Annotated in this window: 18 protein-coding genes and 1 pseudogene; 5 read left to right on the top strand and 14 right to left on the bottom strand. The window is 65.7% G+C overall.

Annotated features, from left to right (window positions below; translation table 11 throughout):
* Positions 1–65: 65 nt before the first annotated feature.
* On the top strand, positions 66–845 hold the full coding sequence (locus HL671_RS12375; RefSeq protein ID WP_012043069.1) for an enoyl-CoA hydratase-related protein: 780 nt from the start codon (positions 66–68) through the stop codon (positions 843–845).
* A 247-nt stretch (positions 846–1092) separates the two neighbouring features.
* Here HL671_RS12375 and HL671_RS12370 read toward each other — a convergent pair whose 3' ends face one another.
* The 4 genes from HL671_RS12370 to HL671_RS37995 are packed head-to-tail and all read right to left on the bottom strand — an operon-like array spanning position 1093 to position 3445.
* The gene (locus tag HL671_RS12370; protein WP_012043068.1) at positions 1093–1479 is read right to left on the bottom strand and encodes a DUF6285 domain-containing protein; all 387 of its coding nucleotides are present in this window, start codon (positions 1477–1479) and stop codon (positions 1093–1095) included.
* Complete coding sequence (locus tag HL671_RS12365; protein WP_041750626.1) at positions 1479–2468, bottom strand: phosphotransferase family protein; 990 nt, start codon at positions 2466–2468, stop codon at positions 1479–1481. Before HL671_RS12365 ends, HL671_RS12370 begins: the two co-directional genes overlap by 1 nt.
* The gene (locus HL671_RS12360; protein WP_012043066.1) at positions 2465–3259 is read right to left on the bottom strand and encodes an enoyl-CoA hydratase/isomerase; all 795 of its coding nucleotides are present in this window, start codon (positions 3257–3259) and stop codon (positions 2465–2467) included. The genes HL671_RS12365 and HL671_RS12360 overlap by 4 nt, the downstream gene beginning before the upstream one ends.
* Before the next feature lie 9 nt (positions 3260–3268).
* Positions 3269–3445, bottom strand: coding sequence for a hypothetical protein (locus HL671_RS37995; protein ID WP_168167892.1), 177 nt, complete (start codon positions 3443–3445; stop codon positions 3269–3271).
* Between HL671_RS37995 and HL671_RS12355 the strand changes: the two genes are divergently transcribed.
* Both HL671_RS12355 and HL671_RS12350 read left to right on the top strand, forming a co-directional pair.
* A complete protein-coding gene (locus HL671_RS12355; protein ID WP_172236545.1) occupies positions 3438–4217 on the top strand; it encodes an SDR family NAD(P)-dependent oxidoreductase in 780 nt (259 codons plus the stop codon). The genes HL671_RS37995 and HL671_RS12355 overlap by 8 nt on opposite strands.
* 169 nt (positions 4218–4386) lie before the next feature.
* Positions 4387–5220 (top strand): alpha/beta hydrolase, encoded by an 834-nt coding sequence (locus tag HL671_RS12350; RefSeq protein WP_012043064.1) that lies wholly within the window; start codon positions 4387–4389, stop codon positions 5218–5220.
* Positions 5221–5314: 94 nt separating this feature from the next.
* Here the strand turns inward: HL671_RS12350 and HL671_RS12345 are convergent, their stop codons facing one another.
* Entirely contained in the window at positions 5315–5608 is a 294-nt protein-coding gene (locus HL671_RS12345) for a hypothetical protein (RefSeq protein ID WP_172236544.1), read from the bottom strand.
* 183 nt (positions 5609–5791) lie between these two features.
* Here HL671_RS12345 and HL671_RS12340 point away from each other — a divergent pair, with 183 nt between their 5' ends.
* Entirely contained in the window at positions 5792–6403 is a 612-nt protein-coding gene (locus HL671_RS12340) for a flavin reductase family protein (protein WP_012043062.1), read from the top strand.
* Positions 6404–6567: 164 nt separating this feature from the next.
* Here the strand turns inward: HL671_RS12340 and yghU are convergent, their stop codons facing one another.
* Complete coding sequence (gene yghU, locus HL671_RS12335; RefSeq protein WP_172236543.1) at positions 6568–7443, bottom strand: glutathione-dependent disulfide-bond oxidoreductase; 876 nt, start codon at positions 7441–7443, stop codon at positions 6568–6570.
* Between the two features lie 183 nt (positions 7444–7626).
* Between yghU and HL671_RS12330 the strand changes: the two genes are divergently transcribed.
* Positions 7627–9141, top strand: a complete 1515-nt coding sequence (locus HL671_RS12330; RefSeq protein ID WP_012043060.1) for an acetyl-CoA acetyltransferase — start codon at positions 7627–7629, stop codon at positions 9139–9141.
* Positions 9142–9192: 51 nt separating this feature from the next.
* Here HL671_RS12330 and HL671_RS12325 read toward each other — a convergent pair whose 3' ends face one another.
* The 8 genes and pseudogenes from HL671_RS12325 to HL671_RS12285 all read right to left on the bottom strand — a co-directional run.
* A complete protein-coding gene (locus HL671_RS12325; RefSeq protein ID WP_041750624.1) occupies positions 9193–9531 on the bottom strand; it encodes a hypothetical protein in 339 nt (112 codons plus the stop codon).
* Between the two features lie 110 nt (positions 9532–9641).
* Complete coding sequence (locus HL671_RS12320) at positions 9642–10718, bottom strand: J domain-containing protein (protein WP_012043058.1); 1077 nt, start codon at positions 10716–10718, stop codon at positions 9642–9644.
* Between the two features lie 40 nt (positions 10719–10758).
* Positions 10759–11754, bottom strand: coding sequence for an MBL fold metallo-hydrolase (locus HL671_RS12315; RefSeq protein WP_172236542.1), 996 nt, complete (start codon positions 11752–11754; stop codon positions 10759–10761).
* Between the two features lie 261 nt (positions 11755–12015).
* Positions 12016–13701, bottom strand: a complete 1686-nt coding sequence (locus tag HL671_RS12310) for a methyl-accepting chemotaxis protein (protein ID WP_012043056.1) — start codon at positions 13699–13701, stop codon at positions 12016–12018.
* A 252-nt stretch (positions 13702–13953) separates the two neighbouring features.
* Positions 13954–15624, bottom strand: coding sequence for a methyl-accepting chemotaxis protein (locus tag HL671_RS12305; RefSeq protein ID WP_012043055.1), 1671 nt, complete (start codon positions 15622–15624; stop codon positions 13954–13956).
* Positions 15625–15871: 247 nt separating this feature from the next.
* Entirely contained in the window at positions 15872–17515 is a 1644-nt protein-coding gene (locus HL671_RS12300; protein WP_049795495.1) for a methyl-accepting chemotaxis protein, read from the bottom strand.
* Positions 17516–17780: 265 nt separating this feature from the next.
* Positions 17781–18859: pseudogene (locus HL671_RS38770) on the bottom strand (methyl-accepting chemotaxis protein); the annotation flags it as partial.
* A gap of 77 nt (positions 18860–18936) precedes the next feature.
* Positions 18937–19731: methyl-accepting chemotaxis protein (locus tag HL671_RS12285; protein WP_246705853.1), on the bottom strand; the 795-nt coding region annotated here is incomplete at its 5' end.

Here is a 19731-nt window from a genome sequence, read left to right as displayed (position 1 = left end):
GAACGCTGCCCAGCCGCTAAGCTCGCGCAGGGCTGCCAATCATCGGACATCAGGAGGAACGGGCGATGGAGCTGAAATACTCGAAGATCACGCGCAAGGGGCCGGTCACGATCGTCACGCTCGCCCGGCCCGAGGTCTACAACGCGCTGCATATCGAGGCGCATTACGAGCTCGAGCGCGTGTTCGATACCTTCGCCGCCGATCCCGAACAGTGGGTCGCGATCGTCACCGGCGAGGGCGACAAGGCGTTCTGCGCCGGCAACGACCTCAAATGGCAGGCCGCCGGCGGCGCGCGTGGCTGGGGCAAGAGCGGCTTTGGCGGACTGACCTCGCGCTTCGACTGCGACAAGCCGCTGATCGCGGCCGTCAACGGCGTCGCGATGGGCGGCGGCTTCGAGATCGCGCTCGCCTGCGACCTGATCATCGCCGCCGAGAATGCGACCTTCGCGTTGCCCGAGCCGCGCGTCGGCCTCGCCGCGCTCGCGGGCGGCCTGCAGCGGCTGCCGCGCCAGATCGGCATGAAGCGCGCGATGAGCATGATTCTGACCGGCCGCCATGTCGGGGCGCGCGAGGGCCACGAGCTCGGCTTCGTCAACGAGGTGGTGCCGCAAGGCGAGGCGCTGGCGGCCGCTGAGCGCTGGGCGGAGACGATCGCCAAGAACTCGCCGATGTCGATCCGCGCCTCCAAGCAGGCGATCGAGAAGGGCCTCGCGGTGTCGCTGCAGCAGGCGATCACCGAGCAGCGCGACTACCCGGCGGTGCAGGCGATGATCCATTCGCAGGACTATATCGAGGGACCGAAGGCATTTTCGGAGAAGCGCCCGCCGAACTGGCTGGGGCGGTGAGCTCCATTGACGTTCGTCATTCCGGGATGTGCCGCCAAGCGCAGGCCCGGAATTCATAACCTCGATCGGACGTCTGGATTCCGGGCTCGCGACTGCGTCGCGCCCCGGAATGACGAAGCCTTTGTTTGCGACGGTGCCGCCTCGTCCACCGCCGTCATTGCGAGCGAAGCGAAGCAATCCAGACTCCCACCGCCGAGGCAGTCTGGATTGCTTCGTCGCTTGCGCTCCTCGCAATGACGGCGGAGAGTTATGCGTCATTCAGGCCCCTTCCCGCCTCGCGCTTGTAGGACGCGTAGTTCGGCTGATCGACGGCGAGCTTGTCGAGCGTGGTCTGCCAGAGGTGGTCCTTCAGGCCCGGGGTCTCGAGAGAGACCGTGCCGCTGGCGATCTGCGCAGCGAGCGCTCGATTGAGTTCGAGCAAATCACCATCCTGTCCCAGCAGCTGCTTCAGCCGCGTGAGCTCGGCAGCCTCCGCCGGCGAGGCCTGCGTCAGCTGCCGCACCACGAGATCGAGCGCGTTGATGCCGACGCGTAGCTTGAACGCCTGGTGGCCCGCGATCAGCGGCGCGATGTCGGTGCGCAGGAAATCCGCCACGGCCTGCACCAGTTCGGTCGGCGTCGGTTCGTCCTGCATCAGCCCTCTCCTCGCGGCGCAAGCAGCCGCAACAGGTCGATCTCCGTTTCCGACGCGCGCCGGCCGATCATCGCGCGCTCCATCGAGTGGTCGGGACCCAGCCGAAACCGCTGCATCATGCCGCAGCACATCACACCCCAGCGCAACGTGCCCATGACCTCCCAGAACTTCACGCGTGCAGCATCGACTTTTCGTCCAGCGGCTTCATAGCCGGCGAACAGGTCCTCGCGGGATCCGAAACCGCCGACCGGCTTGTCGATCTCGCCAAAGCGCCAGGAATTGACGCAGATCCAGCCGAGATCCTCCATCGGATCGCCGAGATGGGCGAGCTCCCAATCGAGCACCGCGCGCACCCCGTCGGGGCCGATGATCAGATTGCCGTTGCGGAAATCGCCATGCACCAGGGTCACATCGGCCGAGGGACCGGGATCATTCTGCGACAGCCAGCGCAGCGCCAGATCGAACACCGGGCGCGGCCAGTCGAAGCTGCGATACTCGCGCGCGAGCTCCGCGATCTCCTTGGTCGCATTCATCTCGCGCAACGGCGGCAGCGCTTCGCGGGCGATGCCATGAATGCTGGCCGCAATGCCGCCGAGCTGGCGCGCAAGACGCGGCCGCGCCTCGGCATAGTCAGCATCGCGCAGGATCTTGCGCGCGATGGTCTCGCCGTCGACGCGGCGCATGATGAAGCCGGTGCCGAGATCATCCTTGGGCGTCAGCACGTGCAGCACCTCGGGCGACGGCACGCCGGCCGCATGCGCAAGCCGCATCAAGGCCGCCTCATTGTCGAGCCCCGCCGCACGGCCGGGCGCCGCGCCGTAGCCTTTCGGCGAGCGGCGCAGGATGGCACCGATCGCGCCATCAGGGTGCATGATGTCGAAACGCCACGTCTCCTGGCTGGCGCCGCCGGAAAGCTTTGCGGCGCCGCGCACGCCGATCGCCCCCGGCATGAACGCGGCGACGCAGCGGGACAGTTCGGTCTCGATCATTGGCCCTTGAACTTGGCGGGACGCTTCTCGAGGAACGCGGTGACGCCCTCCTTGAAATCGGCGGTCGCGCCCGCGATGCGCTGGGACTGGAACTCCTCGTTGAGCTGCTCCTCGAACGAGTTCTCCGGGCTCTCCCAATACAGACGGCGGATCTGCGCCAGCGCGACCGTCGGACCGTTGGCGAGTTCGTGCGCGACTTTCATCGTCTCCTCTTTCAACGCGGCGTCGTCATACACGCGGTTGACAAGGCCCCATTGCAGCGCGGTCTCGGCCGGCAGCTTCTCGCCGAGCAGCGACAGCTCGATGGCGCGCGCCTTGCCGACGAGACGCGGCAGCAGCCAGGTCGAGCCGCAATCAGGCACGAGCCCGATGCGGCGGAACGCCTGCAGAAAGTAGGCGGACCTGGCGCACAGGATCATGTCGCCCATCAGCGCGAAGCTCATTCCGGCACCGGCGGCCGGCCCGTTCACGGATGTCACGATCGGACAATGCAGGTTGCGCAGGCGGCGCAGGAACGGGTGGAAGGCGGTCTCGAGCGCGGCGCCTGCATTGCTGCGGCCGGGCTTGGCCTGCGCGTTGCGGCCCTGCAGATTGGCGCCGGTGCAGAACGCGCGTCCCGCCCCTGTCACCACCAGGCAGCGCACCTCCGCCTTTCTCTCCTCGATCTCGTCGAGCGCCTCGGCAAGGCCGCCGAGCATGTCGATCGAGACCGCGTTCATCACCTCTTGATGGTCAAGGGTGAGGACGGCGACGGGTCCGTCGAAATCGAGCGTGACGTGCTTGAACTGCATGGTTTCCTCTCAATGGCTTGTCGAGCGCTGCATTCTTCGCGGCGGAAATTCGAAGCAGAGCCTGGTTCGTGCAGCATATTTGATTTTTGCGCTTCGCTTGTCCATGGTTGCGTCATCCAAATAACCAAGCGGCGCCGGGCGCGCTGACATCATCACGGAAACGCCAAAGAGAACAATCATGACCATGTTCGATCTCACCGGCCGGGTGGCCGTCGTCACCGGCGGCAATGGAGGCATAGGCCTCGGCATCGCTCAGGCACTTGCGTCAAGTGGCTGCAATGTCTCGATCTGGGGCCGCAACGCCGAGAAGAACAAGGCAGCTGCGGCCTCGATGGCCGCAGGGCCCGGCAAGGTCGACACGCGCATCTGCGATGTCACCAGCCCCGCCTCCGTGGCGGAGGCGATGAAGGCGACGCTCGACACGTTCGGCCGCGTCGATGGCTGCTTCGCCAATGCGGGCATCGGCGGCGGCGGTCGCAAGCCCTTCATCGAGCGCAGCGAGGAGGAATGGCGTACGATGTTCGCCACCAATCTCGACGGCGTCTTCCACGCCTTCCAGGCGGCGGCCAAGCACATGACGGCGCGCGCCGAAGCCGGCGACCCGTTCGGCCGGCTGGTTGCGACCTCGAGCCTCGCCTCGCTGTTCGGCACCGCGCGCAACGAGCACTACGCGGCCACCAAGGCGGCGATCAACGCGCTGTGCCGCGCGCTGGCGGTCGAGCTCGCGCGCTATGGCGTCACCGCGAATGCGATCCTGCCGGGCTGGATCAAGAGCGACATGACCGCAGGCATCATGGACAACGAGAAGTTCGTCGCCAATGTAATGCCGCGCATCCCGGTGCGGCGCTTCGGCGAGCCGTCGGATTTCGGCGGCATCGCGGTGTACCTCATGAGCAAGGCGTCGTCCTACCATACCGCAGACTGCTTCGTGATCGACGGCGGCTACACCGCCTTCTGACCCGCTCCGGCGCGAGGTGGACCGGTGCGCCGGTCCACGAAACCCGGGTTTGTTCCGGTCCCATATTCCAAGATTTCCGAAATTTAATCCGGTTTCAGGTGCCACGCCCCCGTGACCCCGGCGTTGTCCCTCATCACATGACGGAGAGAATTCCAAGGGGAAGGACGCCATGAAGCGCGGTGTGACGGTTTTGGCCTGTGTGTCTGCCCTGGCTGTTGCCGGTTACTTTGCAATGGCCAAATGGGGCATCCAGCACGAGAGTCGGGAGTTCTACGACGCGGCGCGGCAGCGGCCGATCAACGTCGATATCGCCGTGCGCAAGGACTACGAGATGAAGGCCAATGCCGGGCTGTGGCGACTGCCGGTCGCGGTCATCTCGAACGGCAACACGGTCAAGAACACCGAGTACTCCTTCCTCGCCAACGTCTTTGCCGCCCGCGGCTACCTCGTCGCCAGCGTGCAGCAGGACCTGCCGACCGATCCGCCGCTGGTCACCAAGGTCGGACTGCCCTATGTCGGCCGGCTCGACGTCTACAAGAAAGGCGAGGCCAACATCCTCTGCGTCTTGAACGAAATGAAGCAGCGCCATCCCCATGCCGATTACGATCATCTGACCCTGGTCGGCCATTCCAATGGCGGCGACACCGCGATGTATTTCGCCAAGGAGCATCCCAACATCGTCTCCCAGGTCGTGACGCTGGACAATCTGCGCGTGCCTTTCGTTGTCAGGGACAAGCTCAAGATCCTGTCGTTCCGCTCGGACGATCCGCAGTTCAAGACCGACCCGGGCGTGCTGCCCTCGCAGGTCGGAGCCAAGAGCGGCATCGACATCATCAAGACCGAGTTCCAGCACACCTGGATGAGCGATCGCGGCCCCTATACGGCGCGGGAACGAATCCAGGCGACGCTGGACAAATATCTCGGCGGCGAGACCACCAGCGAGCTGGCGCCGGCTGATACGGATAATCTGATCGTAACCAACGCCGCGGCGGCGCTACCGTGACGAGGTCAGCCGGGCCTTGCCGGTTCGAGACTGCCGGATACCGGCGGTTCAAAATATACGGGGCGGCCGCGCCAACGCGGCCCCCCCGTAGCGCTTACTCCTGCGGCTTCTTCGCGGGTGGGCCGTTCTTGTTGCCCGGCATGCCCTTGATGTTCGACGTGTCCTGATTGCTGACGTCCGTGTTGTGACGGTTGATCGTGGAAGACGATCCAACCGTGCCGGATTCGGTCGCCGCGGGTCCATTCTTGTTGCCGGGGGCTCCTTGAATGCCGGCTCCGGAATTCTGTGCGCTCGGCGGCATGGTGGTCTGCTGCTGCGTGCCTTGGGCATAAGCCGAACTGGCTGAGACGACGAACGCACAGGCAATCAAGCTGATCATTGGTTTCATGGCGCGACCTCCTTTGTAGTTGCTGTGCTGTTCGAACGTGGCGTCCCCCGGAGCCGTTCCAGGGAACACCTGATTTACCCGGCAACCGCCGCCGACACGCGCAGCTCCTGCCCGCTTTATCGCCTTCCGCATTGCATCACGGGTCACTACGGTCGGGCGACCAACGCATCAGAGGCCGTGACCATGCAATACCTCTCCACCGATCTCAGCCCGCGCGAGCGCTACAAAATCCTGACCTCCTTCGTGCTGCCGCGGCCGATCGCCTGGGTGACGACGAAGAGCGAGAGCGGGGTCATCAACGCCGCCCCCTTCTCGTTCTTCAACGTGCTCGGCGAGGACCCGCCGCTCTGCGTGTTCGCGATCAATTTGCGGCCCGACGGCCGGGTCAAGGACACGCTCGTCAATATCCGCCACAGCAACGCGTTCGTGGTGCACATCACCGACGAGCCGCTGGCGCAGGCCATGCACGAGACCGGCGGCGACTTTCCGCCAGAGGTCAGCGAGCCAGATCATCTCGGGCTCAAGCTCGCACCGTCACACATGATCGGCGTGCCGCGGCTGGCAGATGCGCCTTTCGCGATGGAGTGCAAGACCTGGCAGCTGATCGACGTCAATGGCGATCGCGTGCTGGTGCTCGGTGAGGGCCTCGCCTTCCACATCCGCGATGAGCTGTGGGATTCCGAGAAGATGCGGGTCGAGATGGAGCTGTTCCACCCGGTCGGCCGCATGTTCGCCGACCGCTATTGCCGGACCAACGACCGGATGGATTTCCCGCCGGCGAACGGACTCGGCTGAGAGGCGATCGCCGTTGCGAGCGCAGCGAAGCAATCCAGGGCCCGGGACGACTCTGGGAACGCGTCGTCGCCGCGCTCCTCGCAATGACGGTGGACACGCTTCAAGGGCGCGGACTGGGCCCGGATGAGCGTAGCGCTATCCGGGCCAAGGGACGACGCTGCGGCCTATCCGCTTTTCCCGATCTTGTCCTGCGTCTTGGTGTCGAAATCGTTGGCGTCGTGGCGCTCGTGCAGCTGGCTGGCGGGGTCGCCGGAAACCCGGTTGACCATGCGACCGCGCTTCACGGCCGCGCGCTGCGCAATCTGGTCGGTCCATCGCTGGACGTTCTTGTAGTCCTGCACCGACAGGAACTCGCCGCCTTCATAAAGCAGCCCCTTGGCGAGCGCGCCGTACCAGGGCCACACCGCAATGTCCGCGATGGTGTAGTCCGGGCCGGCGAGATATTCGGTTTCGGCGAGACGGCGGTCGAGCACATCGAGCTGGCGCTTGACCTCCATCGCGAAGCGATCGATGGCGTATTCGATCTTGGTCGGCGCATAGGCATAGAAGTGGCCGAAGCCTCCGCCGAGATAGGGCGCGGCCCCCATCTGCCAGAACAGCCAGGACAGGCATTCGGCGCGCTTGGCGGGCTCCGTCGGCAGGAAGGCGCCGAACTTCTCGGCAAGATAGACCAGGATCGCTCCGGACTCGAAGACGCGGATCGGCTCGGGCCCGCTGCGATCCAACAGCGCCGGGATCTTCGAGTTCGGATTGATGGCGACGAAGCCGGAGCCGAACTGGTCGCCCTCGCCGATGCGGATCAGCCAGGCGTCATATTCGGCGCCGGCATGGCCGAGCGCCAGCAGCTCCTCGAGCATCACCGTGACCTTCACGCCATTTGGCGTGCCGAGGGAATAGAGCTGCAAGGGATGACGGCCGACAGGCAATTCCTTGTCGTGGGTCGGACCCGCGATCGGACGGTTGATGTTGGCGAAGCGGCCGCCGCTGGCCTTGTTCCAGGTCCAGACCTTGGGCGGCACATAGCTGTTCTGTTCGGACACGAAAAAACTCCGGCGTGAGCGGCAAAGGAGCGAATGTTCTAGGCGGATATGCCGCGGAGCGGAAGCCACGCCGCGCGCGTGCGGCGCCCGCATTTTCTGCATTGCGCCACCGAACCTGCAATGACAGAACGGAGACAAGATCAAGATGGTGGTCCGTCACGGGCCGCCCGTTCGGAAACGCCCATGACTGCAACTGCCCTGCCCGCGGACCGCATTCCCGTCATCGTCGGCGTCGGCGAGATCGTCGACCGTCCCAAGGACATCGCGGAGGGGCTCGAGCCGCTGGCGCTCCTGGAACAGGCGATCCGCCGTGCGGAAAATGACGCCGGAGCCAAGCTGGTCCAAGACATCGGCTCGCTCGACGTCGTCAACTTCCTGAGCTGGCGCTACCGCGATCCGGAGCAGCTGTTGGCGCAGCGGCTCGGCGTGACACCGTCGCACTGCTATTACGGTCCGGTCGGCGGCGAGAGCCCGATCCGCTATCTGCATGAAGCCGCCCTGCGCATCGCGCGCGGCGAATGCGAGGTCGCGGTGGTCTGCGGCGCCGAGGCGCAGTCGACCGCGACCAAGGCCGAGCGCGCCGGCGTACAGCTGCCATGGACACCGTTCGCCCATGACGTCGAGGAGCCGAAGCGCGGCGCGGCGTTCCAGAATCCGCTGGCGGTGAAGCTCGGCGTGTTCCGCCCGGTCTCGGTCTATCCGTTCTACGAAGTCGCGAGCGCGGCGAAGTGGGGCCAGACGCCGCGGCAGGCGCTCGCCGAATCCGGCGAGCTGTGGTCGCGGTTCTCGGCGGTCGCGGCCTACAATCCGAATGCCTGGCTGAAGCGGCATTTTACGCCGGAGGAGATCACGACGGCATCGGTCGACAACCGGCCGATCGCCTGGCCCTATACCAAGCTGATGGTGGCCAATCCCATGGTCAACATGGGCGCCGCGCTCATTCTGACCAGCCTCGCAAAGGCACGCGCCTCCGGCATCGCCGACGCGCGCATGATCTACCCGCTCGGTGGCGCTTCGGCCGAAGATCCACGCGATTATCTCACCCGTGATCAGTTCGCCGAAAGCCATCCGCAGAACGCGGTGCTGCAGGCGGCGATGGATCTCGTCGGCGGCAAGGGCACGGCCTTCGACGTCATCGAGCTCTACAGCTGTTTTCCTTGCGTGCCGAAGATGGCGCGGCGCACCCTTGGGCTCGGCGCCGACGTCGAGCCGACCGTCACCGGCGGCCTGACCTTCTTCGGCGCGCCGCTCAACACCTACATGACACATGCCGCCTGCGCGATGGTCCGCCGGCTGCGCGGCGGCGGCGCCAAGCGCGGCCTCCTCTACGGCCAGGGCGGCTTCGTCACCAAGCACCATGCTCTGGTGATCTCGCGGGAACCGCCGCCCTCTCTGTCCCAGGACGTCAGCGTCCAGGCGGATGCTGACCGGCGTCGCGCGGCCGCGCCGGACTTTGTCAGCGAGGCGCGCGGCCACGGCAAGGTCGAGAGCTTCACCGCGCTCTATGATCGCAACGGCGAGATCGAGCATGGCGTGGTGATGCTGCGCACCGAGCAGGATACGCGTACCCTGGCGCGTGTGCCGGCGCAGGACCAGGTCACGCTGGCGCAGCTGATGAGGCCCGACCGGACACCGGTAAGCGCGATCGGTACGATTTCCATGTCCGCCGACGGCGTGCCGGAGTGGCGCGCGAATTGAGGATCGATGCCGCTGCAGCGAACTCCTCTATCGCTGCGCGCCCTGGATTGCTTACGCGTCCCGCGCCTCGCGCTGCCAGCGCGCATAGGCCGCGTCCCAGCCGGGATCCGCTTCGGCGACGAAACCCAGCGTCTTGCCGCCGCCGAGATCACGGAAATTCATCATCGCGCGGCGATGCGCACCGCTCCGGACATAGGCCCGCATGCTGGCCTCATCCGTCCAGACTGTCAGCGTGTGATAGATGCCATCGACGGGACGCAGCTCGACGCGCAGATTACCGGCCGCCCGGCGAGCCTGCCGGCCGGCCCGCAGCACGTGCCACCAGAAGCGGACGAGCCGGAGCCAACCGCGATGGGGCCGGAAGCCCGTCACAGAGACGTAGACACTCATCGCGGCTCCTGCGCGTGGTTGGCAGGCGTCGCGATCGCGCGCCCGGACAGCTGCAAGGGCAACGCTGCTGAACGCAGCTTGGATGTCGGGTTCCCGCGACGGAGACGAGATCAGCGCGGCGGCGTGTTCGACGGCGCCTTGGGCGGCAATGTCCCCGTCGTCTCGTTCCCGGGGGCTCCCGGTACGCTGCTGTCGTTCGCCATTCGCTGCTCACGCTTGCGATCCAGCGCCTCGTCGCGGCGCGCGGCAGCGACCGCCAGGGCCGGATCGAGCTTGAGCGCCTGGTTGAAATCGGCGAGTGCGCGGTCGTAGCGCCCCTTTGCCAGCCAGACCGCGCCCCTGTCGCTGTACAGCCGCGCATCGCTGAAGCTCATGCGCACCGCGCGATCGAGATCGATCAGCGCACCGTCGAGTTCGCCCTGCTGCTGGAGCGCCAGGCCGCGATCATGAAACAGCGCGGGGTTGTTCGGGTCCAGGCGGATCGCCCGGTCATAATCGGCGAGCGCGCGCTCCCAGCGTCCCCTGCGGCCAAGGTCGCGGGCGCGGTAGCGATAGATGTCGGCGTTTCGTGGCGCCAGCCGTACCGCCTCGTCGAAATCCGCAATGGCGCCGTCGAGATCGCCCAGCCGGCTGCGGTCGAGCGCGCGCTTCAGGTAGGATGCAGCATCCGTCAATGCGGGCGCCTCAGGGAGGCTGGCGGTCTGAGGCGGCTTGGTGGGAGGCAACGCGCCGGTCGCCTGCGGCGCTGCGGGCCCCGGCACGGTCAGGCCACCGACATCGGGCTGTGGCCTGGATGGCAATGGCGGCAAGGGCTGGACCGTGGCCGAGCGGGTCTGCGGCTGCCTGCTCATCCAGTCTCCGACCGAGGGCAGCAGCAGGATCTCGAGCCCGATCAGGATCGCGCTGAGCACGGCGGTCGCCGCGACGAACTGCAGAACCGCATCCCAGCGCTCGCGCCGCACGGACTCACGTTCGAATGCGAGTTGAGCGTCGTACTCGGCGCGCAGATTGGGATCACGCAGCACTTTATAGGCGGCCAGGATCACCTTGAGCTGATGATCCGCGGCTGCATCACCGCCGCCCGTGAGATCAGGATGATGAGCCTTGGCGGCCCGCCTGAAGGCCCGCTTGATCGTGTCGAGATCGGCGCGCGGCGAAACACCGAGCACCTGATAATGCGTCTTCATGGCTCAGCGCCCCCGCGCTTGCTCTGGGGCCGGACCGGAATCAGGCGGGAAGCAGGTCGAGCGCATAATGGGCGCCATCGCGAACGAGCCGGCCGAACCCGGCCCAGGGAAAATGAGATCCGCAGATCATCATCTCTTCGGCGACCACCCGGTCGAGCAATCTGCGCCGGCTGACCTCGGCGGCAGCGCCGTCCTGGTCATAGGCGCCGTGCCATTCGGGATGGCGCAGGCAAAGCGCCGGAACATAGGCAGTATCGCTTGAGATCATCAATTGCTCCGCACCTGAGCTGATATGAAATCCCGTGTGCCCCGGCGTATGACCGAAGACGCTGACGAAGCGAATGCCAGGCACAACCTCGTCCTCGCCCTCGACCGGCAGCACGTTTTTCCAGCTCGGGATCACACTTTGAATTCGCCGTGCCAGCGACTGCCGCCATGGCGGCAGGCGGGCGGTCGATGATGAATCGGTCCAGAATTTGTATTCCGCCGCAGCGACGATGATCTCGGCATGAGGAAACACCTGGGCGTTGGTGTCCTCACTCAGCAATCCAAAAATATGATCGGGATGGAAATGTGAGATCAGGATGGTGTCGATATCCTCAGGGCGAATGCCAGCCGCTTTCAGATTGTTCAGCATTCGCCCCGAGACGAAGATGGAATCGGAATTGTAGCCCTGCACCTGGCCGCCGCCGCCAGCATCGCAGAGCACGGTCTTGCCCTTCAGCCGCACCACGAAGGTGGAGATCGGCACCGGGACGAAGCTGGCGTCGAGACCCGCCGTGCGCAGCGCCTGCTTGACGTCGCTGACGCTGGCATTGCTCAAGAACCCCGCCTCATGCGGCTTCTCCCACATGCCGTCATAGAGCGCGATGATTTCAGCCTCACCGATGGCGATCCGGCGGTAACCAGGCTCGGGGTCCGCGGTCCGGCGGCGCGGCCCGGCAGCGACGATGGCAAGGCTCGCATCGAGACCAAAGGCCATGGCAGCGGTCGCCGCCGACAGCACCAAGGTCCTTCGGGAAGGTTCGCCTGCCATCACATCGTCCGCCACCAATCAAATCTCTGGTTGATTGACCAGTCGGGCGGCAAAGGACATGCGCACCTTAGCGGGATTAAGGCGCGACGGCGGCGTTTCTGGCAGGTGCCGGCCAGTGTGGGATCGCTGCAACGCTACGGCGTTGGTAGATCAGCTACATCATACCACATGCCAACCTGTTCGCTGTCCGGGCGATACTGCAGCCGACGAAAGGCCCCCATATTGAGGGCGTCGCCGGCCGGGTCGCGCTCATCATTCACATCAGGCGGCGCGAACCGATTGCAGGAAGCGGCTGACCTCCTGCTTGAGGCGATGACTATCCTCGGAGAGCTGGCGCGCTGCGTTGAGCACCTGGTTCGATGTGTCCCCGGTCTCGCTTGCGCCGCGCTGGACGTCTGTGATGTTGGACGAGACCTCCTGGGTCCCGGTCGCAGCGTGCTGAATGTTGCGAGAGATCTCGGAGGTCGCCGCGCCCTGCTGCTCCACTGCGGCGGCGACGGTGGCCGCGATCTCGGACAGCCGTTCGATCGTCGTCGAAATCTCCCGGATGGCGCCGACCGATTCCTGCGTCGCAGCCTGGATCCCCGAGATCTGCTGCGCGATCTCGCCGGTGGCCTTGGCTGTCTGCTCAGCCAGCGCCTTGACTTCGGACGCCACGACCGCAAAGCCGCGGCCCGCTTCACCGGCGCGCGCCGCCTCGATGGTCGCGTTCAGGGCCAGCAAATTGGTCTGGCCTGCGATGGTGTTGATCAGTTCGACGACGTCGCCGATGCGGGTCGCAGCCCGCGACAGCTCGCCCACGCGGTCATTGGTGCGACGCGCCTGATCGACGGCATCGGACGCGATGCGCGCGGACTCCTGCACCTGGCGGCTGATCTCCTTCACCGACGACGTGAGCTCTTCGGTCGCCGACGCGACCGCCTGAACGTTTGCCGACGCCTCCTCGGACGCCGCAGCAACAGCCGTCGAAAGCTCCTGGCCCCGCATCGCGGTGCCCGACAGCGAGTTCGCCGAGCTCTCGAGCTCGTTCGAGGCCGAGGACACGGTCTCGACGATATTGCCGACGGCTCCCTCGAAACTGTCGGCGAGCTTGGACATCTCCTGCTTGCGCAGCGAAGCGGCGCGCTGTTCCTGCTCCTTGAGCTCCCGGGCGTTGAAGCGCACCATCGTCTGCACGGTCTGCAGGTTGCGCAAGGCGCGGCCGATCTCGTCGTCGCGCTCGATGCGCATGCGGGTGTCGAGCTTGCCCTGGGTGATGGCCTCCATCGTCTCGTTGACATGATCGAGCGGACCGACGATGACGCTCATCGTACGATAGCCGACCAGGCCGCAGAGCACGACACCGAGAGCCGCAATCGCCGCGGCCGTCATGCCGCCGCCCGCACCGAAGGACATCGCGCCCAGCACGATCAGAAACAGCGTCTGCAGCGCGACCAGCGTCCGCAGCCGGGCGGCAATGGTGCCGGTGAACATCGCGAGGTGGTCGAACACCGAACGGCGGCGAATGATGCCGTCCTCGATCTTGTAGTTGTGCGGCTTGTTCTCGCGAATCGCGGCGTAGACCTGCTCGGCCTCGGTACGCTGGTCGGACGGCAGCTTGGTGCGCACCGACGTGTAGCCGACGACTTGGCCGTCCTTGCAGATCGGCGAGGCCGTCGCCAGGACCCAGTAATAATCGCCATTCTTGCGGCGGTTCTTGACCGCGCCGACCCAGGGGCGCTTCGCCTTCAGCGTGGTCCAGAGATTGTCGAACGCCTCGGGCGGCATGTCAGGATGGCGCACGATGTTGTGCGGCTGCCCCATCAGCTCCGTCTCGGTGAAGCCGGCCGCCTTGACAAAGTCCTCATTGAAGAACGTCAGCTTGCCCTTGGTGTCGGTCTTCGAGACGATCAGAGTATCGTCGGAGATCGGATACTCGACATTGGTGATGGGCAGGTTCTTACGCATGCGGGATTTCCGATCCACAATGACAGTCAATCGTCATACCTGCGTTGGCATGACTACTTTTAGGGCAATGAAGAGCTCGAACATCGCACGGGTAAATTAACCCAAGATAAAGCCCTACCCCCGTGGAAGTACGGCGCGTTACGCTCATGACTGTTGTTCGCTGTTCTGGGCAGCGCTCCGCTCATGAACGAACGGCGGCACCGTCGCCGCCGTCCTCCGGAATGATTCGCTCGCTTCTGCGACCCGGCCGCGTCAAGCGGCGCGAACAGTTTGCAGGAAGCGGCCGACCTCGAGCTTCAGCCGGTTGCTGTTGGCCGCAAGCGATTTGGCGGCCGACAGCACCTGGGCGGACGCGCTGCCCGTCTCGGTCGCACCGCGTTGCACCTCGACGACGTTGGACGACACCTCTCCAGTGCCGACCGCAGCCTGCTGCACATTGCGCGCGATCTCCTGAGTGGCCGCACCCTGCTCCTCGACGGCAGCCGCGATGGTCGACGAGATCTCCGACAGCTTCTCGATCGTGACCGAGATCTCCCTGATCGCCGTCACGGAGTCGTGGGTCGCGCTCTGGATGCTGCCGATCTGCTGGCCGATCTCGCCAGTGGCCTTGGCAGTCTGCTCGGCCAGCGCCTTCACTTCGGAGGCGACCACGGCGAAGCCGCGGCCCGCCTCGCCGGCACGCGCCGCCTCGATCGTGGCGTTGAGCGCCAGCAGGTTGGTCTGGCCGGCAATGGTGTTGATCAGTTCGACCACGTCGCCGATCCGTGTCGCAGCTTTCGACAACTCGCCGACGCGATCGGTGGTCGAGCGCGCCTGACCGACCGCTTCGCCGGCCATGCGCGCCGATTGCTGCACCTGGCGGCTGATCTCGGTCACCGAGGACGACAGCTCCTCCGTGGCAGAGGCGACGGACTGAACGTTGGTCGAGGCTTCTTCCGATGCCGCAGACACCGTCGTGGCCAGCCGTCGCGAACGGTCCGCACTCGATGACAACGACGTGGCGGAGGCTTCGAGCTCGGTGGAGGCCGATGACACCACCTCGATGATCTGTCCCACTGCGGCTTCGAAGCCGTCGGCGAGTGTCTGCATCTCGACCCGGCGCTGCTCGGCGGCGATCTGGTCCTGTGCGATCTTGGCCTCCGCCTCGTGGCGCGCCTTCTCGGCCAGCATCTGGCTGACGCCTTCCACCGCCCGCGCGGTGTCGCCGATCTCGTCCTTGCGGTCGAGACCGACCATCGCCGGCGCTTCGCCGCGCGCCATGCCCTGCAGCACCAGAACGAGGGCCCGCATCGGCTGCGCGATGCCGAACACACCGATCGCGAGCGCACCGGAGAGGGCTGCAAGGGCGGTCAGCACCGCCATGATCAGCGTATTGCGCGTCCCCGCGACGGCCAGTTCGTGCTGCTCCCTCGCCCTGGCCTCCGAGAACGCGATCGCTTCGCGTTGAAGCTCGACCGAGAGGTCCACAGCGGCTCTGAGCTTGTCATTGCATTCTGCCCGCATGCGTTCTGCGGCCTTCGCCTTTTCCTCAACCGTGGAGGCTCTCGCTGCGATCTGGATCACCGGAGCACAGGCTGAAAATGCGTGACCGTAAAGTCCCTTCAGCCTCGCGATGCCGCTCGCCTTCTCCGGCAGATCGACCTTGTTCAGACCGTCGATGACCTGAGCCGACATGTCCTGCGTCGTCTTGAACAGGCGCGCATTGCCCGCATCGGAGGTTTCCGTCAGCAGTTCGAAGGCAGCAGCACGATACGTCTCGGCCCGGCGGGTCGAGCGGATCAACCATGAAGTGGAGGCATCGACCCGCTGCACGACATCGGCATAAGCGCGATCGATGGACGATGTCTGGCTGGACATGTAACTGACAAGACCGATCATGGCGGTGCCCATCAGAAGCGCAATCAGACCGACCTTGAAGACCATACGAGTATTGTTGAGCACGAGAACGTCTCTCTGTTGCGTATGAAAAGCTGCGTGAAGGGACGATTGTGCGCGCCCTATTAACGTTGGTTAAAGGATACTGAATTCACCGTAATCCTACGGATCCAGCGGGCCGCCGCGCGGGATCAGCTCTTTTCCGACTAAGCGAGATCTCTAGCCGACGAGAACGCGGCCGCAATGCAAGAAGGCGTAGCTGATCACCACGCCTCCCAGCGCTTGGGGTCTCCGATCAGGCGGCGCGCACGGTTTGCAGGAAACGTGACACTTCGAGCTTCAGGCGGTTGCTGTTCGCTGCGAGCGATTTGGCGGCGGAAAGCACCTGCGATGACGCGCTGCCCGTCTCGGTCGCGCCCTGCTGCACATTGCCGACATTGGCCGAGACCTCTTCGGTGCCCGCGGCGGCCTGCTGCACGTTGCGGGCGATCTCCTGAGTGGCCGCGCCCTGCTCCTCGACGGCAGCCGCGATCGTCGACGAGATCTCCGACAGCTTCTCGATCGTGACCGAGATCTCCCTGATCGCCGTCACCGAGTCGTGGGTCGCGCTCTGAATGCTGCCGATCTGCTGGCCGATCTCGCCAGTGGCCTTGGCGGTCTGCTCGGCCAGCGCCTTCACCTCGGAGGCGACCACGGCGAAGCCACGGCCCGCCTCGCCGGCACGCGCCGCCTCGATCGTGGCGTTGAGCGCCAGCAGGTTGGTCTGGCCGGCAATGGTATTGATCAGTTCGACCACGTCGCCAATGCGGGTGGCGGCCTTGGACAACTCGCCGACGCGATCGGTGGTCGAGCGCGCCTGACCGACAGCCTCGACCGCCATGCGCGCCGATTGCTGCACCTGGCGGCTGATCTCGTTGACCGATGAGGACAACTCCTCGGTCGCCGAGGCGACGGACTGGACGTTGGTCGAGGCTTCCTCCGAGGCCGCCGACACGGTGGTGGCGAGCCGGCTGGCGCGGTCCGCGCTCGACGACAGCGACGTGGCGGACGCTTCGAGCTCGGTGGAGGCTGACGACACCACCTCGATGATCTGCCCCACCGCGGCCTCGAAGCCATCGGCGAGTGTCTGCATCTCGGCCCGGCGCTGCTCGGCGGCGATCTGGTCCTGTGCGATCTTGGCCTCCGCCTCATGGCGCGCCTTCTCGGCCAGCATCTGGCTGACGCCTTCCACCGCCCGCGCGGTGTCGCCGATCTCGTCCTTGCGGTCGAGACCGACCATCGCCGGCGCTTCGCCGCGCGCCATGCCCTGCAGCACCAGGACGAGCGCCCGCATCGGCCGCGCAATGCCGAACACGCCGGTGGCGAGCGCGCCGCCGATGGCAACAAGGGTGGCCAGCACCGCCATGATCAGCGTGTCGCGCGTGCCGTTGACGGTCGCCTCATGCTGCTCCCTCGCCTTGGCCTCCGAGAACGCGACGACATCGTTCACCGCCGCGAGCAGGACGCTCACCGCGGAATTGAGGACATCCCGGCATTCGTCGTTCAACTTCTGCCCCGCTTTGACGTTCTGCTCCGGGGTCATCGCGGCGCTCGCGGCCTGGATGCCCGGCTCGCAGGCGGCGAAAGCCGTCTTGAAGCGATCGGCGATCCTGCCGATCTGATCGGCCTTTTCCGGCAGATCCGTCCGGATCTTGTCGAGACCGTTCCGCACCTGGGCCGCGGCATCCTGTGCCGCCTTGAGCAGGCGCGCATTGCCCGCCTCGGTGGTTTCGGCGAGGAGCTCGAAGGCCGAGGCGCGATAGGTCTCGGCCCGGCGCCCGGTCCGCGCCAGCAGCACCGTGGAACTGTCGATCCGCTTCACGACATCGGTATAGGCCAAGTCGATGCCGGACATCTGGCTCGACATATGGCTGACCAGGCCGATCATGATGACGCCCATGATCAGGGCGATCAGGCCGATCTTGAAAACGATGCGAAAATTGCTGAGCACGGCGAATGTCTCTCATTCCAAAAGTTGTAGAGAGTTAAAATTCGCCTGATCAGTTTAACATAGGATAAAGTTTAAGCCGCCGCGCCCGTAGTTTCGCGGATTGCATGGCGCTCATGCATCTCACGATGGCGCTCCTTTGCGTTGCTCCCGCGCCAAGCGAAAGGGCGTGGCCAGCGGCCACGCCCAGGACGAGTACGCCGGTCGAACGCCGCAATCAGGCGGCGCGGACGGTATTGAGGAAGCGGCTCACTTCGGCCTTGAGACGGTTGCTGTCGGACGACAGCGCCTGGGCCGCAGACAACACCTCGGAGGAGGCGGAGCCGGTTTCATTGGCGCCGCGCTGGACCTCGACGATGTTGGTCGAGACATCCTTCGTGCCCTGGGAAGCGTGCTGGACGTTGCGGGAAATCTCCTGGGTCGCGGCGCCCTGCTCCTCGACCGCGGCGGCAATGGTCGACGCGATCTCCGAAAGCCGCTCGATGGTCGCCGAAATTTCCTTGATGGCGCCAACCGATTCCTGGGTCGCGCTCTGGATGCCGGAAATCTGCTGACCGATCTCGCCGGTCGCCTTCGAGGTCTGCTCGGCAAGCGCCTTCACTTCGGTGGCGACCACGGCGAAGCCACGGCCCGCTTCGCCGGCGCGCGCCGCCTCGATCGTGGCGTTGAGCGCCAGAAGGTTGGTCTGGCCGGCGATCGTGTTGATCAGTTCGACGACGTCGCCGATCCGCGCGGCCGCCTTGGAGAGCTCGCTCACCTGCTCGTTGGTGCGGCGGGCCTGGTTGACGGCCTCGCCCGCCATCCGGGCCGATTCCTGCACCTGGCGGCTGATCTCGGTCACCGCGCCGACCTCGTCACGGCGATCGGCCATAGGGAATCGTGACGCTGAGATCATTGTTGGCCAGCCGCCCCATGGCGGCGGTCATGCAGGTGATGCCGCGGGTCACGGCGGAGTTCAGCACGAGCAGCGCGATCACCGCCATGACGGTGCCACCCACCACGATCGAGGTCTTCGACGACGCCAGAGCGGCCTCGGCTGCGTCTGCAGCAGGGCCGCTTCGACGTCGATCACCTCCTTCACGAGGCCGCCGAGGCCATCCATGTACTTCTTGCCGGCGCCGGAGGCTGCGAGGTTGCGCGCCTCCTGCACGGTCTGCGGATTGCGCATCAGCGCGATCTCTTTCTCCGCAACGTCCTGGCGCCAGCCGGTCGCAGCCTTCTCGCTCTGCTCAAGGCGGCGTTGCTGAGCCGATTGTCGGAGGTCAGCTGCTTCACCTCCGTCAGTGCCTTCTTGAAAGCGGTACACGTACAAGGCGCGGCCTTGCGGCCGCGCCTTGTTCGTCGACGAAGCAAACTCGACTCGACCGCCGCGCTCAGGCGGCGCGCACCGTGCTCAGGAAGCGGTCGACCTCGACCTTCAGCCGGTTGCTGTCGCCGGACAGCATCTGCGCTGCCGAGAGCACCTGGGACGAGGCCGAGCCGGTCTCGCCGGCGCCACGTTGCACCTCGGAGATATTGGCCGAGACCTGCTGCGTGCCGATGGCCGCCTGCTGGATGTTGCGCGAGATCTCCTGCGTCGCGGCGCCCTGCTCCTCCACCGCGGCGGCGATGGTCGAGGAGATTTCCGACAGTTTTTCGATGGTGCCGGAAATCTCGCGGATTGCGCCGACCGATTCCTGCGTCGCCGCCTGGATACTGCCGATCTGCTGGCCGATCTCACCGGTGGCCTTGGCGGTCTGCTCGGCCAGCGCCTTCACCTCGGAGGCGACGACCGCAAAGCCGCGGCCGGCCTCGCCGGCGCGCGCCGCCTCAATCGTGGCGTTGAGCGCCAGCAAATTGGTCTGGCCGGCAATGGTGTTGATCAGCTCGACGACGTCGCCGATCCGGGTTGCAGCCTTCGACAACTCGCCGACACGCTCATTGGTCCGGCGCGCCTGGTCGACGGCATCGCTGGCCATGCGCGCGGATTCCTGCACCTGCCGGCTGATCTCGTTGACCGAGGAAGCCATCTCCTCGGTCGCCGACGCCACCGACTGCACATTGGTCGAGGCCTCGTGCGAGGCGGACGCCACGGTGGTGGCGAGCGTCTGTGAGCGCGTGGCGGTCGTGCTCAGCGAGGTGGCCGAGGCTTCGAGCTCGGTCGAGGCATGGGACACGGTCTCGACGAT

It is taken from the genome of Bradyrhizobium denitrificans, from assembly GCF_013179005.1.
Lineage (GTDB): Bacteria > Pseudomonadota > Alphaproteobacteria > Rhizobiales > Xanthobacteraceae > Bradyrhizobium > Bradyrhizobium denitrificans.
This window is presented reverse-complemented; position numbering and strand designations above follow the sequence as displayed.

Coding starts and splice junctions, on each gene's coding strand:
- HL671_RS12315 (WP_172236542.1), bottom strand. CDS start 11,754: ATGGCAGGCGAACCTTCCCGAAGGACCTTGGTGCTGTCGGCGGCGACC.
- HL671_RS12365 (WP_041750626.1), bottom strand. CDS start 2,468: ATGATCGAGACCGAACTGTCCCGCTGCGTCGCCGCGTTCATGCCGGGG.
- HL671_RS12330 (WP_012043060.1), top strand. CDS start 7,627: ATGACTGCAACTGCCCTGCCCGCGGACCGCATTCCCGTCATCGTCGGC.
- HL671_RS12325 (WP_041750624.1), bottom strand. CDS start 9,531: ATGAGTGTCTACGTCTCTGTGACGGGCTTCCGGCCCCATCGCGGTTGG.
- HL671_RS37995 (WP_168167892.1), bottom strand. CDS start 3,445: ATGGTCATGATTGTTCTCTTTGGCGTTTCCGTGATGATGTCAGCGCGC.
- HL671_RS12350 (WP_012043064.1), top strand. CDS start 4,387: ATGAAGCGCGGTGTGACGGTTTTGGCCTGTGTGTCTGCCCTGGCTGTT.
- HL671_RS12375 (WP_012043069.1), top strand. CDS start 66: ATGGAGCTGAAATACTCGAAGATCACGCGCAAGGGGCCGGTCACGATC.
- HL671_RS12320 (WP_012043058.1), bottom strand. CDS start 10,718: ATGAAGACGCATTATCAGGTGCTCGGTGTTTCGCCGCGCGCCGATCTC.
- HL671_RS12370 (WP_012043068.1), bottom strand. CDS start 1,479: ATGCAGGACGAACCGACGCCGACCGAACTGGTGCAGGCCGTGGCGGAT.
- HL671_RS12360 (WP_012043066.1), bottom strand. CDS start 3,259: ATGCAGTTCAAGCACGTCACGCTCGATTTCGACGGACCCGTCGCCGTC.
- HL671_RS12340 (WP_012043062.1), top strand. CDS start 5,792: ATGCAATACCTCTCCACCGATCTCAGCCCGCGCGAGCGCTACAAAATC.
- HL671_RS12345 (WP_172236544.1), bottom strand. CDS start 5,608: ATGAAACCAATGATCAGCTTGATTGCCTGTGCGTTCGTCGTCTCAGCC.
- HL671_RS12355 (WP_172236545.1), top strand. CDS start 3,438: ATGACCATGTTCGATCTCACCGGCCGGGTGGCCGTCGTCACCGGCGGC.
- HL671_RS12300 (WP_049795495.1), bottom strand. CDS start 17,515: ATGGGCGTCATCATGATCGGCCTGGTCAGCCATATGTCGAGCCAGATG.
- HL671_RS12310 (WP_012043056.1), bottom strand. CDS start 13,701: ATGCGTAAGAACCTGCCCATCACCAATGTCGAGTATCCGATCTCCGAC.
- HL671_RS12305 (WP_012043055.1), bottom strand. CDS start 15,624: ATGGTCTTCAAGGTCGGTCTGATTGCGCTTCTGATGGGCACCGCCATG.